Below are 15,698 nucleotides of genomic sequence, written 5' to 3'. Positions count from 1 at the left end.
GCAGGTCAGCGTGCCGGGACCGGGACGTGCCGGCAGTCGCCGGCCGCGGCTTCACGGGACGTCCTGGGGGTCTGCGGTGGCGTCTGGCTGGGCGTCGACGAGCCGCAGTGGTCGCACCTTCTCGGCCTTCTCCCGCACGAGGGCGTCGAACTGGGGCTTGAGCTGCCACTGCAGCTCCCGCGCGTAGGAGGCGACGTGCTGGAGCCGGAGCTCGGCTTCCTCCCGCTTCCTGCGCTCCTCGGCGATGGTGTCGTTGGCGTGCTGGAGCTGCCTGGCCAGGTCGGTGACGGAGGCGCCGGTGCCGGCGGTCTCCAGCTGGGCCTGCACCAGCGCGGGCAGGTGAGCGGTCACCTGGTCGAGCAGTTGGGCGTGGTCCCGGTAGGTCGCCGATCGTGCCGCGGGGGCGATGGCGGTGACGGCCTTCTTCGTGACCGGACGGTCGGACGCGGCGAGCACCGCAGCGGCGAGTACCAGCCGCAGCGGCACGGGAACTGCTTCCTCGCCGAGCAGCTCCCCGGTGAACTTCTCACCGGCGGCGACCCGGGCGGCGGCGCGGACCAGGGCGTCGAGGCCGGGGTCGCTCATGCCCGGTCCTCCAACGCGGCGCGGATGTAGTCATCGACGTGCTCGGTGATGATCCGCTGTAGGTCGGCGTCGTCGTGGTCGGCGAACTCGACCCGGATCGCGGGGTTGGCGTCGTCCATCTTGTCGGCGGCTCGACGGAGCACGTCGGCGTGCGCAGCCAGGTGCTGACGGCGCATCAGCTCGTAGCGGGCGCGGTCGGCCAGACTCATCACCGAGTTGCGGCACTGCCCCGGCAGGCACAGCCGGAAGTCGGGCTTGCCCTTGCCTCCGCACAGCGCCCCTTCGGGCTGGTAGACGCACAGGGTCAGCGGCCCCTGCTCGATGTGCGGGTTCTTCCTGCCCAGGGTCTTCAGCCGCGCCGGCGTGAGCGGGGTGGGGTTGCTCAGGGCGGCGCTGGCCTCCACCGCGGCGTCGAAGCGCGCCAGCCCGTTGCCGGTGAGCCCGACGCGGCTGCGGGCGGTGCGTACCAGCCGCCGGCCGGTGTCCTGCTGGGCGATCTCGCGGGTGTCCTCCGGCTCCAGCGGCGCGATCAGCCGGTAGACGTCGCCGATGTAGCCGCCGGCGACGGCGGCGGTGTCCCACTGGCCGAAGGCCGCGGCGAGCGCCTGGCCGTGCTCGCGGCCGGCGTAGGCCTGGGCGCAGGTGATGCGCACCTGGCGCATGTTCAGGGCGACGTCAGTGAGGTCGCGACTGAGGACCCCGCGCTGGTGCAGAGCTCGCGCCCCCTCAACCATGACCTTGACGAACCCCTGGTCGAGGTAGAGGCCGTCGCGGGCGTCGACGCGGGGCTGCTTGCCCAGCGGGGTGGCCAGGCGCTGGTCGAACAGGTAGCTCACGCCGGTGTGGGGATGGCGTGCGGGCTCGTAGCCCAGCGCCTGCTGGAGCCGCTGCAGAAGGGTGATGATGCCGGCGACGCGTCCGTTGGTGGTGACCTCGGTGGGCACCGGCGCGTGCCGGTTCTTGGTCTTGTACGCCGCGAGCTTGTGCTGCACGTAGCTGGTGCCGTCAGGTCGCTGGATGTCCTCGGTGACCAGGCAGTTCAGCGGCAGGACGGCCAGCTGGCTGTCGCGCAGCATGATGGTGGCCGAGAGGTAGTACATGGCCGCGTAGACCATCCGGCGCTGCCAGATGTCGAGTTCGTCCTCACTGGCCAGCAACCGCGGCACCCAGGGGCGCTCCCCACCGTCGCGGGTGGGCAGCGCGGTGATCGGCAGCGGGCAGGGACTGGCCTCCTCGGAGAGGGTGACCTGCCCGCGCAGCTGTGACATCACCCAGCGGCCGGCGTCGAACGCTGCGTCGGCGTCGTAGCAGTGCTGCAGCCGGGCCAACGCGGAGTGGGCCAGGGTGAGGCCGCCGTTGACGTTGCGGGACCCGGGGAGCACGCCGCCGGTGCGTTCGGCGATCTCACCGGCCCGGTAGAGCATGCCCTCGCGCAGCTCGTCGCGGGACAGCGGCGCCTCGTCGGCGGTGTTGTCCGCCCACCAGGCGACGTGGTCGACGATGTCGTTGGCGACGTGGTCGAACAGCCAGGCGGTGTACCCGAGGACGTGGCCGACGTTCTCGTGCGGGCGCACGGAGTTGCGGCCACGATCGGTGGTGGAGAACAGGGTGTTGATGTCGCGGCCGTCGAAGGGCAGCGCGTCGCTGAACAGGTCGCTGCGCCCGGTGATCCGGGTGACCTGCCAGAGGGCCACGAGCTGCTGGGCGCGGCCACGGGCGGTCTTGGGCGATAGCGTGGCCCCGGCCTGCTTGTCCTCCACGCTGGCCGGCTGGGGCAGCAGCAGCCGTAGCCGCTGCCAGTCCTCGCTGTCCAGCGGGGTCAGCCGATGCTGGTCGACGACCGCCAGCGCGTGCCCCAGCATCTTCAGGTTCCCCTGCGCGGTGACCGGCTTGACCGGCTCCTGGATGTGCGGCCAGTTCTGCGCCATCGGGCTGTCCGAGGCGCGGGCGGCGGCGAGTGCGGGGTTGAGCTGCAGCAGCGCCATCTCCTTCGCGGGCTCGCGCCAGTGCGGAGCGAGCTTGCCGAAGTCGAGCCTCGTGTAGGCGCCGGCCTTGTCTCGCCAGCTGTGGTGCCCGGCGAGGTCCCAGACGTCGACTCCGAAGCGGACGTCGGCGTCGATGTGCTCGCCGCCGGGAACGAGGTCGTTGACCCGTTCCTCGGGGCCGAACAGGTCGGCGCGGGGCCGCGGGTCGCGGACGGGAGCGCCGAAGAGGGGGATGACGTCAGCCATGCCGCATCTCCATGTACATGCCAGTGACGGTGAGGATGTGGGGGCGCAGGTCGGTGGTGCGGCGGACGTTCTCCACGACCATGCGCGGGAACTGCTGCAGGCACTGCTGGGCGTAGAAGCGCAACCGAGAGGCCTCGCCGAACTCCCACTCGGTGGGGTCGTTGCGTTCGATGATGTCGCCCAGTTCCACCGCGCCGAGCAGGCCGGGGATGTGGTCGACGGTGCGGTAGCCGTTGGGGCAGGTGAAGCAGGCGACGATGCCCAGCGCGCAGCGCTGAGTGGGGCTCTCGGGGTCGTTGCCGCCGCTGGTGCACACCCCGATCTCGACGTCCATGACCTGGTCCGGGTCGACGGCGGCGAGCTCGGCCGCCGGCCCGTCGGTCGCGTCGGCGACCACGGTGAACGACGCGACGGCGTCGTCGTGGAAGGCGTTCTGCGCGGCCACGGCGTGCTTGTTCAACACGTGCTGCGGCAACACGTGGGCGGCGTAGTGGACCTTCGTGCGCTCGCTGTGGCCGTGCACGTCGGCGTGCAGGCCCTCGTTGAGGGCGCGGGCCTGAGCGACCATCCGCAGGGCGGCCATCCGCAGCGACACGGACTCCCGGGGCCCGGCGGTGGCCTCGTCCCAGTGCTCGTCCCACTGCGGGTTGCTGCGCCAGGCCGACTGCTGTCGCTGCAGATCGAGGACCTTCGCCTGGGTGGGGTCGGCGCAGTGCTCGACGTAGAGCCGGCGCACCACCGGGGCGTGGTTGCCGTCGGTGTCGAGGAGGGTCCGCCGGTGGTGGCGGGCGAAGCGGGTGAGCCCGGTGAGGGTCTCGATGACGCCGCCGGGGGTGAAGATCGACGACAGCCGGGTGGGGCGGGTGTCCTGCGTCTGGTTGCGGCTCTTGGCGCTGCGCTCGAGCGCGTGCTGGCTGCCGAGGTAGACGAGGCTGTCCACGCTCTTCTCGAGCAGTACCGAGTGGTTGTAGCCGCTGTTCTCCCCCAGGCAATGCAGGACCAGGGCTGCGGTGAGGGTGACGTTGTCCGGGTAGAGGGCGTCGCCGAGGTCGGCCATCCACTGGCCGCGGATGGGGCGGTCGTGACGCCGCTGGTGCTTGACGTAGCCGAACATGCCCGGGTGGGTGAGAGCCCAGGCGACCTGGCGTTCGTAGGTGTCGCCGACCCGGGGCTGGGGTGCGTCGGGCTGGCAGACGTCCGGGTGTGTGGTGCGCGCCCAGTCGATGACCTCCTCGGCTGGGATGCGGAGCCAGGAGCGGCCGTCCACGGCGTAGCCGAGGCGCTGGAACAGCTCCCGCTGGGCGGTGTACCGGGCCAGGTAGACGCCGCGCGCGGAGGCTTCGATCGCGTCGGAGACGGCTTCGTCGTAGGTGAACGGGTTGGTGTCCTCGACGGAGAAGCGGGTGTTCTTCAGCGCCGCGGCGACCGCGGGACCGTTGGGGTGGTTGGCACGCACGACGCGGGCGAGCAGCAAGCACGCCGACCGGCGCATGCCGCTGGACATCGGCTGGTAGAGCGCCCGCAGCACGGGCACGTCGATGCGCGCGTCGGCGAAGTCGTCGAAGCCCAACGCCGCGAGCTCCGCCAGCATGATCTTCCCGTACCAGCAGGCGTTGATGACACTCTTCGCGGACTCCCAGCCGGAGTCGCTGTCGCCGTTGTCGGCCACCTTGATGGAGTCGGCCATCGCCTGGAGCAGCTGGCGGGCCGCCGGGGTGGAGTCGGCGGTGAGCCGGGCGGTCTGGGGCTGGTAAGCGCCGGCGTGCCGGTAGGTGATGGTCAGCGCGTCGGGGTCGACGGCGAGGAGCTCTTGGATCTCGTAGGTGCCGCTGCGGTGACCCCGCGTGGCGTGTGCCATCAGACCTCTCCGAGGAACTGGTTGAGGGGGATGTCTAGGAACCGGTGGGCCGTCTGGATGTACAGCCGGGTGGAGGCCTCGCTGGCGTGACCGAGGCAGGACTTGACCAGCTCGACGGCGCCGGCGATGCGGTCGACGCGCCAGTCCTCTCGGCGGTCCTCGGGCAGGACCGCGGCCAGCGCGTCGCGGTAGATCGCGATGGTGAGGTGCACGGCGTAGGTGTGCCGGAGGTCGTGCAGCCGGACGTGGGCGGGGAAGTTCGGGTTGAGGTGCTCCCGGGCGAACTGGCGGGCGCCTTCGATGCTGTGCTGCAGGCTGCGGTAGACGATCGGCTGCCCGGTGAGCTCGTTGAGGAAGACGATGGGAGTGGAACCGTCGGTGTCGACGAGCCTGCGGCGGAACTGCTCGTCGCAGTCGGTCCACCGGCGGGTGTGCACCTTGCCGGGGTGGGTCGGGTCCTCGTAGCGGACCGAGACTGCGTCGGCGTCGACGATGTACAGCGGATCAGCCGGCCGGTAGGGGCGCCGGGTGGTGAGGTCGGCGCGGGCGCCGTCGACGTAGCCCCAGATGGCCGGCAGGTAGTGGGTGAACACCAGGCTGTCGCCGCCGGCGCCGAGCTTGGTGATGCTGTCGGCGACGCGCATGACCGAGAGCGGCTGTGCAGTCGGCCGCGGGAGCTCGTAGACGGTGACGTGGGCGAGGTTGTTGTGCCGGAGCCCGGTGGCAAGCCCCAGCGCGAGAAGGGCATGGTCTCGGTCGGCGCCGCGGTAGGCCAGCTGCTGACCGGAGAGGTCGACACGCAGTGCCCCCATGAGCAGCAGCTGTGCGAACTCCGGGGTGAGCGGGGTGCCGGCTGAGCCGGTCTTGCGGCGGCGGGGGCGGTACTTGGCGATGGTCGTGCCGGTCCAGTGGCCGGGCCGGCTGACGGTGATGATCTCGAACGGCGGGGTGTGCTGGTACTGGTACTGCAGGTGCTCGTAGAGCCGCTTGATCGCCGACGCCGCGTTCCCCCAGGCGTCCGGGGTGAGCTGCTGATCGGCCGGGCCGTACTGGCGCAGCCGGTAGTAGGCGGCGAGGTCGTCCTCGGTGGCGGCGAAGATCGGGTCGCGGCCGTCCTCGTGGGGGTGGAGGTGCCGCTCGTGGATCAGGTAGGCCAGCCAGCCCTTGAGGTCGGAGGCGATGCGGCGGGCCGTGGCCAGGTCGGGCCGTGCCATGCAGTGGTGGCGGAGGAAGTTGCTCGTCGGGGCGTGCACTCGACCGTTGACCGTGATGAACGGCGCGAGCACCCGGTCCTTCTCCGGCAGTGCCAGCGGTGGCTCGCCGAGGGCCGCGGCGACCAGGTCGTGGTCGTAGGCCACTGGCTGCCACGCACGAACCTCGACCGCGGGCGCCGACCTCGGCTCCGTCATCACACCTCCACCGTCGCTTGCTGCTTGGGTTAGCGCCGAGACGCTAACAGAAGCAGCGGACAAGCGTTGGTGGCCGCCCGATCGCAGCAGGGCCACGCCCAGTACGCTCACGACGTGGCCCTTGCCCCCAACCTCGCGCGCCAGCTCGCTACGGCGAACCGCAAGAGCGAGGAATGGCGAATGAGGCGGGATCGGCTCATCGTCGAAGCCGCCGAGCAAGGGGCTTCGCTACGTGAGATCGCGTCAGCTGTCGGACTCTCGAACCCCGGGGTCCTGCGAGTGCTCCGGCGGCTCGAGGCGCATCACATCGCACCTCGGTCGGAACGCGACGTAGAGAACGATCTGGACAACCTCGAGGTACTCACTACGAACGAGCACCGACTACGCCACAGCAGTCAGCCGGAATCTTGATGCGCTAACCCACCACCGCACCGTGGGCAGGAAGGGACCGTCGAGGACACAGGCGAAGGCACGACAATGCCTTTACTGCTTCCCCACTGCGACTCGACGTCGATCACCAGATGGGATCAGCAGACAGGTCAGAGTGCTGGACCGTCCAGGGCAGCTCGTAGCGTTTGATGACCTTGCCAACAAGCTCCGCGTACCAGCCGGCCGCTTCCGGGGCGACGTAGACCTGATCCGTGATCTGGGTGAGGTCAACTGGAACGTCGTAGCCCGGCGGCGTCGGACCGGACGCCGCAGCTGCATTCTCGTCTCCGAGCGTGACGGTTCCCAGAGGACCGCGGTCCGCGTGCGACCAGAGGACCAGACGAACCTCCCGCTCGTGGGCGAAGCTGACGCGCTTGTGCATGAACGGCGAGAAGAGGTTGCCCTCGGGGATGAAGGTCACGCGGTAGTCGACGTAGCTAACCGCCCCGCCGTGGATCGGCCACGGGCTGCCGAGTGAGGACTTGAGCGCCCCCCAGGTGGTCTGGATGGCGATGCCCTGCCCGCTGCTCTGGTAGAGGCTCCACATGGCGGCCGACTCGTGCGCCGAGGCGTGCCAGCAGTTCAGGTAGATCTCCTGTCGCATCCGCTGGCGGGCGTACGCCATCTGTGGGCGCATCCTCGCGTAGTCCTCTCCGTAGAGAGTCGGTCCGGCCTCGAGGTTGACCGGGCCGGCGGAGCCCTCCCATCGGTCTGCCATGAGATCCGCGCGGGTGAAGTGCAGCGCCTGGTCCTCCATCACCGCGAGGAACTTGGGCAGGTCGAGGTACCGCCACAGGACGGTCTCATCTGCCAACGGCGGGAAGTCCGGGTGTTCAGAGTCGTCGAACGACATGAGGCCTCCCTGAACGCGTGTCCCCCCGGAGCAGAAGCTCCGGGGGGACACGGGTGTTGGTTAGAACTGCGACGCCGGGCCGCGGCGTTGGCCCTGACTCACTTCCCCGCAGGGGACACGGTGAAGATGGTGAGAATCAGCTGCAGCCGCTGGTGGAGCCGCAGCCCTCGCAGACGTAGCAGCTGCCGGCCGGGCGCATCTTCGTGCCGCAGGTCATGCACAGCGGCGCGTCGGTGGCGGTGCCGGTGACCAACTCGAGGAGCTCGGCCGAGGAGTGGACCTCCTTGAGCGACTTCTCCGCCTTCGGCTTGTCCTCCTTGGCCGGGGCCGCGGTGGGGGCCGAGCTGCGCAGCGCCTCCAGGTCGACCTCGTCCTCCTCGACCACCTCGGTGGTGGCGGCGGAGGTGCCGTAACCGGAGACCTGGGCGGCCCGCTCCTCGGCGCTGAAGATGCCGAGGTTGGCCCGCTTCTCCACCGGCAGGTGGTCCAGCGCCAGGCGACGGAAGATGTAGTCCATCACCGACTGGGCGATCCGGATGTCGGGGTCGTCGGTCATGCCGGCCGGCTCGAAGCGCATGTTGGTGAACTTCTGGATGTAGGTCTCCAGCGGCACACCGTGCTGCAGCGCGATCGAAATACCGATGGAGAACGCGTCCATGACACCGGCCAGGGTCGAACCCTGCTTGCCGAGCTTGAGGAAGACCTCGCCGAGGCTGCCGTCCTCGTACATGCCGGCGGTCATGTAGCCCTCGGCGCCGGCGACGCTGAAGGACGTGGTCATGCTGGTCCGCTTCTTCGGCAGCCGCTTGCGCACCGGGTGCGACAGGGCGGCCGGGGCGGCCTCCTCGGCCTTCGCCTCGACCTTCTTGGCCTTGGCGTCGGACAGCGGCTGGCCGACCTTGCAGTTGTCGCGGTAGATCGCCAGCGCCTTGAGGCCGAGCTTCCAGCCCTGGAAGTAGATGTTCTCGACGTCCTCGACGGTGGCCGACTCCGGCATGTTGACCGTCTTGCTGATGGCACCGGAGATGAACGGCTGCACCGCGGCCATCATCCGGACGTGGCCCATCGGGGGGATGGCCCGCTCGCCCATGGCGCAGTCGAAGACCTCGTAGTGCTCCGGGCGCAGGCTCGGGGCGTCGACGACGTGGCCCTGCTCGGCGATGTACTCGACGATCGCCTCGATCTGCTCCTCCTGGTAGCCCAGGCTCTTGAGCGCGCGCGGCACCGTCTGGTTGACGATCTGCATGGAGCCGCCGCCGACCAGCTTCTTGAACTTGACCAGCGAGAAGTCCGGCTCGATGCCGGTCGTGTCGCAGTCCATCATGAAGCCGATGGTGCCGGTGGGGGCCAGCACCGAGGCCTGCGCGTTGCGCCAGCCGTTGCCGGCGCCGATCTCCAGGCACTCCTGCCACTGCTGCGTGGCGGCCCTGAGCACGTCGGCGTCGTCGGCGCCGACCGGGCGGATGGCGTCGTTGGCCGCGGCGTGCTTGCGCATGACCCGGGCGTGGGCGTCGGCGTTGCGGGCGAAGCCGTCGTACGGGCCGACGATGCCGGCCAGCTCGGCCGAGCGGCGGTAGGCGGTGCCGGTCATGAGCGAGGTGATCGCCGCCGCCAGGGTCTGCCCGCCACGCGAGTCGTAGGCGTGGCCGGTGGCCATGAGCAGCGCGCCCAGGTTGGCGTAGCCGATGCCCAGCTGCCGGTAGGCGCGGGTGGTCACACCGATCGGCTCGGTCGGGAAGTCGGCGAAGCAGATCGAGATGTCCATCGCCGTGATGACCAGCTCGACGGCCTTCACGAAGTTCTTCGCGTCGAAGGTGCCGTCCTTCTTGAGGAACTTCATCAGGTTCAGCGATGCCAGGTTGCACGAGCTGTTGTCCAGGCTCATGTACTCCGAGCACGGGTTGGACGCGTTGATGCGGCCGGTCTCGGGGTTGGTGTGCCAGTCGTTGATCGTGTCGTCGTACTGGATGCCCGGGTCGGCACACTCCCAGGCGGCCCGGGTGACCTTGCGGAACAACGTCTTGGCGTCGACGGTCTCGATCACCGAGCCGTCGAGCCGGGCGCGCAGGCCGAACTCCGTGCCGTCCTCCACCGCGCGCATGAACTCGTCGGACACCCGGACCGAGTTGTTGGCGTTCTGGTACTGGACGCTGGTGATGTCCTTGCCGCCGAGGTCCATGTCGTAGCCGGCGTCGCGCAGGGCGCGGATCTTGTCCTCCTCGCGCGCCTTGGTCTCGATGAACTCCTCGATGTCGGGGTGGTCGATGTCGAGGACGACCATCTTGGCCGCGCGCCGGGTGGCTCCACCGGACTTGATGGTGCCGGCCGAGGCGTCGGCCCCGCGCATGAAGCTGACCGGGCCGGAGGCGGTGCCGCCGGAGGACAGCAGCTCCTTCGACGAGCGGATCCGGGAGAGGTTCAGGCCGGCGCCCGAGCCGCCCTTGAAGATCAGCCCCTCCTCCCGGTACCAGTTGAGGATCGAATCCATCTCGTCGTCGACGGCGAGGATGAAGCAGGCGCTGACCTGCTGCGGGGCGCTGGTGCCGACGTTGAACCACACGGGTGAGTTGAAGCTGAAGTACTGGTGCATCAGCATCCAGGTCAGCTCGTGCTCGAAGATCTCCGCGTCGCTCTCGGTGGCGAAGTAGCCGTGTTCGCGGCCGGCCTGGCCGTAGGTGAGCACGACCCGGTCGATCAGCTGGCGCAGGCTGCTCTCCCGCTGCGGGCTGCCGACGGCGCCGCGGAAGTACTTCGTGGTGACGATGTTGGTGGCGTTGATGCTCCACTCGGCGGGGAACTCCACGCCGCGCTGCTCGAAGTTGATCGAGCCGTCCCGCCAGTTGGTCATGACGACGTCACGACGCTCCCAGGTCACCTCGTCGTACGGGTGCACCCCGGCGGTCGTGAAGACGCGCTTGACCTTCAGGCCCTTCCCTCGGCTCGTCGCCTTGGTCGTGCGACGGGCCCGGCCTGCCAAGCGATCTTCGGTCTCGGTCATGACTGGGAGCTCTCCCTTTGTTGTGGGCTGCGGCGGCTGGGGAAGAGAGCCGCACTCTGTTCTAACGGGTGGTGCTGACAGTTCTGAGATGCCGGGCAGCGCCGTCATGGAGCGGAGTTGCCGTCGGGGGCGGCCTGGCCCCGCCCGCCGGTCCGCCGGCGGCCGACCGGCGGGTCCTCCTGCATGCCAGGGAGCGGCGGCGTCCCGGCGGCGATGTGCCGGGCCCGCAGCTCGGTGATCTCCTTCTCGAAGTCCTCGATGGAGGTGAAGGCGCGGTAGACGCTGGCGAAGCGGAGGTAGGCCACCTCGTCCAGTTCCCGCAGCGGCCGCAGGATGGTGAGCCCGACCTCGTGGCTGGGCACCTCGGCCGCGCCGGTGGCGCGGATGGCGTCCTCGACCTGCTGGGCGAGCAGCTGCAGCTGGTCCTCGTCGACCGGCCGCCCCTGGCAGGCCCGGCGGACACCCGCGATCACCTTCGTGCGGTTGAACGGCTCGCTGACGCCGCTGCGCTTGACGACGGCGAGCACCGCCTCCTCCACCGTGGTGAAGCGGCGACCGCAGGCCGGGCAGGACCGCCGGCGGCGGGTGGTCGCACCCTCGTCGGCCTCACGCGAGTCGATCACCCGGCTGTCGGCGTTGTGGCAGAAGGGGCAGCGCACGCCTTCTCCCCTCTTCTCACGGGCCCTTGTCCGGCCCGGCGCCCCACCTCCGGCGCTGCGGTCCCGGAGGACCGCGCAGACCGGATCGGGACGTTCCTGTGGACCCTCCTGGGGACATCCGGTGGACGCTCCGGGGAGAACCTGAGGACGGGCCTGTGGACGGGCTTACAACGGTGCAACTACTAGATATAGGGGGAGCCTAAGGCGCGCTCCACTAGATGTGCAAGCGCGGACACGCGCACAGTCGTCCGTCGCAACACGGCCGTGACCAGGCGCGCTCAACTCCCCCAGCCGTCACAGCGACACGCCGAGGCGGGGTCGCGCAGCCGGGGCGGCGGGGTGTAGTGCGCGCCGCGAACGGTGAGGGCCGACCCGTGCCCCGGCCCGGGCCGGGACCGCTCGCCCCCGGGCGCGTTCCGCCTCAGCGGCTGAGGGCGCCGTCCGGGCGCGGCGCGCGAGGCCGGGGGATGCCGTTCCCCAGCCGCAGCGGCCGGGTGAGGCAGTCGTCGTCCGCGCGGAGCGCGGGAGCCTCCGCCACCACCGCGGCCGGCGCCTCCTCGGCCGCACGGTGCCGCCCGACCATGCTGGGCGCCCGGTGCCGCCCCGGGGAGTCACCGGACCGGACGGCGGGCATCTCGGCGGTGACGTCGGCCGCGCGCCGCCGGCGACGGGCCGCATCCAGGGAGCTCGGCTGCGCGCCACCCGGGGACTCCGCGGCGGACAGCGCCGCCACCGCGCGCCGTTCGCGCGCAGCAGCCTGGCTCAGGGAGACAGGAGGCTCGGCCTGCATGGCACCCCACTCCACCCCAGCCGGCGACTCCGGGGCCACGGTCAGGCGCCGCTGAGGCAGTCGCAGGTCGACCAGATCGGTCCACGCCGTCCGCTCGACCCCGTCGGCGGTCACGCGCACCCAGGCCCGGCAGACGCCGCCACCTTCATGCCGCCACCCGAGCATGGACCCCAGCCGCCACACCCCGTCCACGTACACCTCGACGTCCTGGGGCCGCTGGGTGAAGACGGCCGCTCGGCTGCCCACGCTTTCTGACACGAGAACGACCGTATGTCGCCGAACTTCTACACAGCGTCAGCGACTCAGTACGCAGAGTTGACGAACCTGGCGCCACCGCCTTGGCGGTCTCTGACGCCACGCACCCCGCCCGGGAGGAGTGCGGGACGAGCGCCCCACGGCACGCACAGCTCAGGGCAGCAGGAGCGCCTGCCCGGGGACCACGGCGGCACCCTTGAGCTCGTTGAGCTCCTGGATCGCGTCGACGACAGCGCGGACGTCCTCCTCCTCGCCGGCGATCCGCGCGGCGATCGACCACACGGTGTCGCCCGGCTGCACCACCACGCTGCTCGCGCCGGCGAGGCGCAGGTCACCCCCGGCGCCGGTGACCAGCGGGCCGAGCCAGGAGCCGAGGGTGACGCCGGTCGCCACCACGAGGGTCGCCATCAGGCAGCGCCCCCGGCGGGTGAGCCGGACGCGCGCGGCCGCCGGGCGCGCCGGGCACGAGCAGCCACCGCGCACCGCACGGGCGGCGGGCGCTCCGGACGCCGGCCCCCGACCGGCCGGCCCGAGGGGAGCCCGGCGCCCCGCCGCGCCCGCCGGAGCGGGGGGACGGCGGGTCGCCCGCCCGGACGGCGTCGACCGGGACGGCGCGGGCCCGGCCGGGCGTGGCGCGGTGCCCGCGGGTGCGCCGCGACCCGACGCGAGGGACGGCCGCCACGGCGTCTGCACCGCTGCATCGAAGTCCAGCACAGCCTGTGACACGGTTCCCACGAGGTCTCCTCCCGACGGTCAGCCACCGACCGAACAGATGTTCGATCGAACGGATGTGCGATGTCTACCGCACGACACCGACAGGACGCGACACCACACGCTTCGAACACACGTTTGAAATCCGGGGGCCGGGGCGCTAGCGTCCGGGGCGGGCACCCCGCCCGCCGCGGCCGCACGGCCCGCGGGCACGGCCCCGGGCTCGGCGGCGCAGGCCGGGCACCGGAGCACGAGACGAGCTGTGGTGACACAGCCGGCGAGGAGGAGACGTGGCGGGCACCAGCGGGACGTCGGGCAACGGGGGGCGGGGCGAGGGCCGCGCGTCCCGTCGGGCGGCCTCGGGGCGCGAGCGCGGCACCACCGGAGCCGGGGCGGCCGGCGAGGGCGCGGTCCGCACGTTCCCCGACCGCGGCGAGGCCGGGGACGGGCTCACCCAGCGCCAGCGCCGGGTTCTGGAGGTCATCCGCGACTCCATCGAGCGGCGGGGCTACCCCCCGTCGGTCCGCGAGATCGGTGAGGCCGTGGGTCTCTCGTCGGCCTCCTCCGTGGCCCACCAGCTCACCGTGCTGCAGAAGAAGGGCTGGCTGCGGCGCGATCCCAACCGTCCCCGGGCCCTCGACGTGCGCACCCCCGGCGAGGTCCCCGGGGAGACGGCGGCACCGGCCGCCGTGCCCACCGTCGGCGGGGCCCAGGAGGTCTCGGCTCCCACGTACGTGCCGCTGGTCGGACGGATCGCCGCCGGTGGGCCGGTGCTGGCCGAGCAGGCCGTGGAGGACGTCTTCCCGCTGCCGCGCGAGCTGGTCGGCGAGGGGACGCTGTTCATGCTCAAGGTCGCCGGCGACTCGATGGTCGAGGCGGCGATCTGCGACGGCGACTGGGTCGTCGTCCGCCAGCAGCCGACCGCCGAGAACGGTGAGATCGTCGCGGCCATGCTGGACGGCGAGGCGACGGTGAAGACGTACAAGCGCCGCGACGGGCACGTCTGGCTGATGCCGCAGAACGCGGCGTACGAGCCGATCCCCGGCGACGAGGCGACCATCCTCGGCCGCGTCGTCACCGTCCTCCGCCGGGTCTGACCCGCTCCTCGGGGGACCGGCGCGGGAACCGGTCACCCGCGGCGGCGCAGCTTCCCTCCGAGCCAGACCAGGCCGGCGGCCAGGACGGCGGCCACCACGGCCGCCGTGACGGGCGAGGGGCCGCCGTCGCCGGCGGTGAGCAGGTCCGACAGCGACCCGCCCGGCGTCTCCTCGGCCGCGGCCGGAGCCACGGCCGCGGCCAGCGGGAGCGCGGTCACGTCGCTCGGGACGCCCTCCCCTGCCACGACGAGCCCGCTGCTGTCGGCGGAGAAGCTGATCGCCTCGCCCTGCGGGGCCGGCGGCAGCGCCACCCGCGACGGCTCGCCCGCCAGGGCCCCCGCGACATCGGATCCCGACAGCGGCCACACGTAGGCGTCGGTGTAGGTGCGCAGGGCCACGAAGCGACCGTCGGGTGACACCGCCCCACCGGTGACCATGAGCTGCCCGGCGCGGCCTACCGGCCCACCCGGGGTGCCGGTGAGGGTCAGGTCGACCCCGGCGACCTCGGTGAGGCCCACCGTGCCCGCGTCGACCAGCGCCGTCACCGGTCGGTAGACCTTGCTCGCGCCGAGCACCTCCTTGGAGACCAGATACGGGGTGCCGTCCGGGGCCAGCAGCAGCGCCTCGACGTCACGCGGGCCGTCGGGGTAGCTCAGCCGGTAGAGGCCGGTCGTGCCGTCGGGTCGCAGCGCGAGCAGCGCGACGGTCTCCCGGGTGCCCCCGTTGTCCCCCGTGTCGGCGAGCCAGACGGTGCCGTCCGCGGCGACGGCCAGGTCCTCGGGGTCGTACGGATCGACCGGTGCGGTGTGCACCGTCAGGACCCGACAGGTGGCGTCGAGCACGAAGACGGCCAGCTGATCGCCGCCGTCGTTGATCGCCAGCATCCGATCCCCGACGACGACCAGTCCGGAGAGCTCGGGAAGCCGCTCGTCGACGATCTGGCACTGCGTCACCGGCGCCGTGGGCTCCTCGGCCGATGCCGGCAGGGCGGCGCCGAGGACGAGCGCGGCGGCGAGGCCGGCCCCCGCCGTCAGACGCCGCCCCGCGACGCCGCTACGCGGGCGGTCGGCCTGCTCGGGCACCGAGCCAGCGTGACAGCACGAGGGCGTCCAGCGCGTGAACCACGCCCAGCAGCAGCACTCCGACCGCGGCGCCGACGACCGCGTCGGTCACCCAGTGGAAGTCCAGCGAGACCATGGCCACACCCGTCGCCACCGGTCCGGCGACGCTGAGGACCCAGAAGGCCCGCTGCACCTGGGGAGCGAGCCGGAACTCCACGGCCTGCCAGCGGGCCACCCCCCACATGAGGACCGCGTTGGCCACGTGCCCCGAGGGGTAGGAGGCGCCGTCGCGGTGGAAGAACGAGCCGGGGTAGGCGGGCGCGGTGCGGCCGGCGCCGTACTTGAAGCCGTACACGACGACGGTGAGCAGGGCGAGCGCCACCACCACCCGGACGAGCGGGAGGAGGCTGCGTCGCCGCCACGCCAGCCATCCCACCAGCACGGCCAGCACGATGAGGATGAACCCGCGGCCCCCCAGCTGGGTGACCGCCCACACCGGCCGGTAGGCCGCGGACTCCTTGAGCTCCCAGTCGCTGACGATCTCGGAGACCCGCAGGTCCATCCGTTCCAGGATGCCGCGGCCGAGCAGGTCCACGGTCACGCCGACGGTCACCAGGAGGGCGAGGATCAGCAGCCACCACTGCGGCCGGCCGGTCGTGACCACGCGCTCGTGCAGCGCGCCCCCGGCGCCCGGTTCCGGCCGCAGGCGCGAGCCGGGACGCCCCTGCACCGCGCCGCTGGTCACATACCTCACGGTACCGG

At 71.6% G+C, this 15,698-nt stretch carries 13 protein-coding genes; 2 read left to right on the top strand and 11 right to left on the bottom strand.

Translation table 11 applies throughout. The features are described from left to right. Nucleotides 1-51 precede the first annotated feature (51 nt). Genes BMZ50_RS03070 through BMZ50_RS03055 form a run of 4 tightly spaced genes read right to left on the bottom strand, consistent with a single transcriptional unit; the run spans nucleotide 52 to nucleotide 6,083 of the window. On the bottom strand, nucleotides 52-585 hold the full coding sequence (locus BMZ50_RS03070) for a hypothetical protein (protein WP_091321170.1): 534 nt from the start codon (nucleotides 583-585) through the stop codon (nucleotides 52-54). Next, entirely contained in the window at nucleotides 582-2,816 is a 2,235-nt protein-coding gene (locus BMZ50_RS03065; RefSeq protein WP_091321168.1) for a hypothetical protein, read from the bottom strand. The genes BMZ50_RS03070 and BMZ50_RS03065 overlap by 4 nt, the downstream gene beginning before the upstream one ends. Continuing rightward, nucleotides 2,809-4,674: a hypothetical protein gene (locus tag BMZ50_RS03060; protein WP_091321166.1), complete on the bottom strand. Its 1,866-nt coding sequence runs from the start codon at nucleotides 4,672-4,674 to the stop codon at nucleotides 2,809-2,811. The genes BMZ50_RS03065 and BMZ50_RS03060 overlap by 8 nt, the downstream gene beginning before the upstream one ends. Next, nucleotides 4,674-6,083 (bottom strand): site-specific integrase, encoded by a 1,410-nt coding sequence (locus tag BMZ50_RS03055; protein WP_143087063.1) that lies wholly within the window; start codon nucleotides 6,081-6,083, stop codon nucleotides 4,674-4,676. Before BMZ50_RS03055 ends, BMZ50_RS03060 begins: the two co-directional genes overlap by 1 nt. A gap of 180 nt (nucleotides 6,084-6,263) precedes the next feature. On the opposite strand from BMZ50_RS03055, the gene BMZ50_RS25190 reads away from it, so the two are divergent. Further along, nucleotides 6,264-6,494 carry a winged helix-turn-helix transcriptional regulator gene (locus BMZ50_RS25190; RefSeq protein ID WP_425431996.1) on the top strand — a complete coding sequence of 77 codons (231 nt, stop codon included), beginning with the start codon at nucleotides 6,264-6,266 and terminating at the stop codon, nucleotides 6,492-6,494. Nucleotides 6,495-6,597: 103 nt separating this feature from the next. Here the strand turns inward: BMZ50_RS25190 and BMZ50_RS03050 are convergent, their stop codons facing one another. From BMZ50_RS03050 to BMZ50_RS03030, 5 genes are all read right to left on the bottom strand, one after another. After that, nucleotides 6,598-7,365, bottom strand: a complete 768-nt coding sequence (locus tag BMZ50_RS03050) for a DUF2971 domain-containing protein (RefSeq protein WP_091321163.1) — start codon at nucleotides 7,363-7,365, stop codon at nucleotides 6,598-6,600. A 136-nt stretch (nucleotides 7,366-7,501) separates the two neighbouring features. Next, a complete protein-coding gene (locus BMZ50_RS03045; RefSeq protein ID WP_091321161.1) occupies nucleotides 7,502-10,363 on the bottom strand; it encodes a vitamin B12-dependent ribonucleotide reductase in 2,862 nt (953 codons plus the stop codon). Nucleotides 10,364-10,467: 104 nt separating this feature from the next. Further along, nucleotides 10,468-11,022 carry a transcriptional regulator NrdR gene (gene nrdR, locus BMZ50_RS03040; RefSeq protein ID WP_091321159.1) on the bottom strand — a complete coding sequence of 185 codons (555 nt, stop codon included), beginning with the start codon at nucleotides 11,020-11,022 and terminating at the stop codon, nucleotides 10,468-10,470. Nucleotides 11,023-11,443: 421 nt separating this feature from the next. Then, entirely contained in the window at nucleotides 11,444-12,070 is a 627-nt protein-coding gene (locus BMZ50_RS03035; RefSeq protein WP_143087061.1) for a hypothetical protein, read from the bottom strand. A gap of 150 nt (nucleotides 12,071-12,220) precedes the next feature. After that, complete coding sequence (locus BMZ50_RS03030) at nucleotides 12,221-12,475, bottom strand: LysM peptidoglycan-binding domain-containing protein (RefSeq protein WP_143087060.1); 255 nt, start codon at nucleotides 12,473-12,475, stop codon at nucleotides 12,221-12,223. A gap of 593 nt (nucleotides 12,476-13,068) precedes the next feature. Here BMZ50_RS03030 and lexA point away from each other — a divergent pair. Then, nucleotides 13,069-13,875, top strand: coding sequence for a transcriptional repressor LexA (lexA, locus tag BMZ50_RS03025; RefSeq protein ID WP_091321151.1), 807 nt, complete (start codon nucleotides 13,069-13,071; stop codon nucleotides 13,873-13,875). A gap of 32 nt (nucleotides 13,876-13,907) precedes the next feature. Here the strand turns inward: lexA and BMZ50_RS03020 are convergent, their stop codons facing one another. Both BMZ50_RS03020 and BMZ50_RS03015 read right to left on the bottom strand, forming a co-directional pair. Further along, nucleotides 13,908-14,957: a hypothetical protein gene (locus tag BMZ50_RS03020; protein ID WP_245753316.1), complete on the bottom strand. Its 1,050-nt coding sequence runs from the start codon at nucleotides 14,955-14,957 to the stop codon at nucleotides 13,908-13,910. Beyond that, the gene (locus BMZ50_RS03015) at nucleotides 14,929-15,681 is read right to left on the bottom strand and encodes a phosphatase PAP2 family protein (RefSeq protein ID WP_245753314.1); all 753 of its coding nucleotides are present in this window, start codon (nucleotides 15,679-15,681) and stop codon (nucleotides 14,929-14,931) included. Before BMZ50_RS03015 ends, BMZ50_RS03020 begins: the two co-directional genes overlap by 29 nt. Between the last annotated feature and the right edge of the window lie 17 nt (nucleotides 15,682-15,698).

This window comes from Geodermatophilus ruber, from assembly GCF_900114385.1.
Taxonomy (GTDB): domain Bacteria; phylum Actinomycetota; class Actinomycetes; order Mycobacteriales; family Geodermatophilaceae; genus Geodermatophilus; species Geodermatophilus ruber.
The sequence above is the reverse complement of the archived record's forward strand: the minus strand, read 5'-3'. Positions and strand labels throughout refer to the sequence as shown.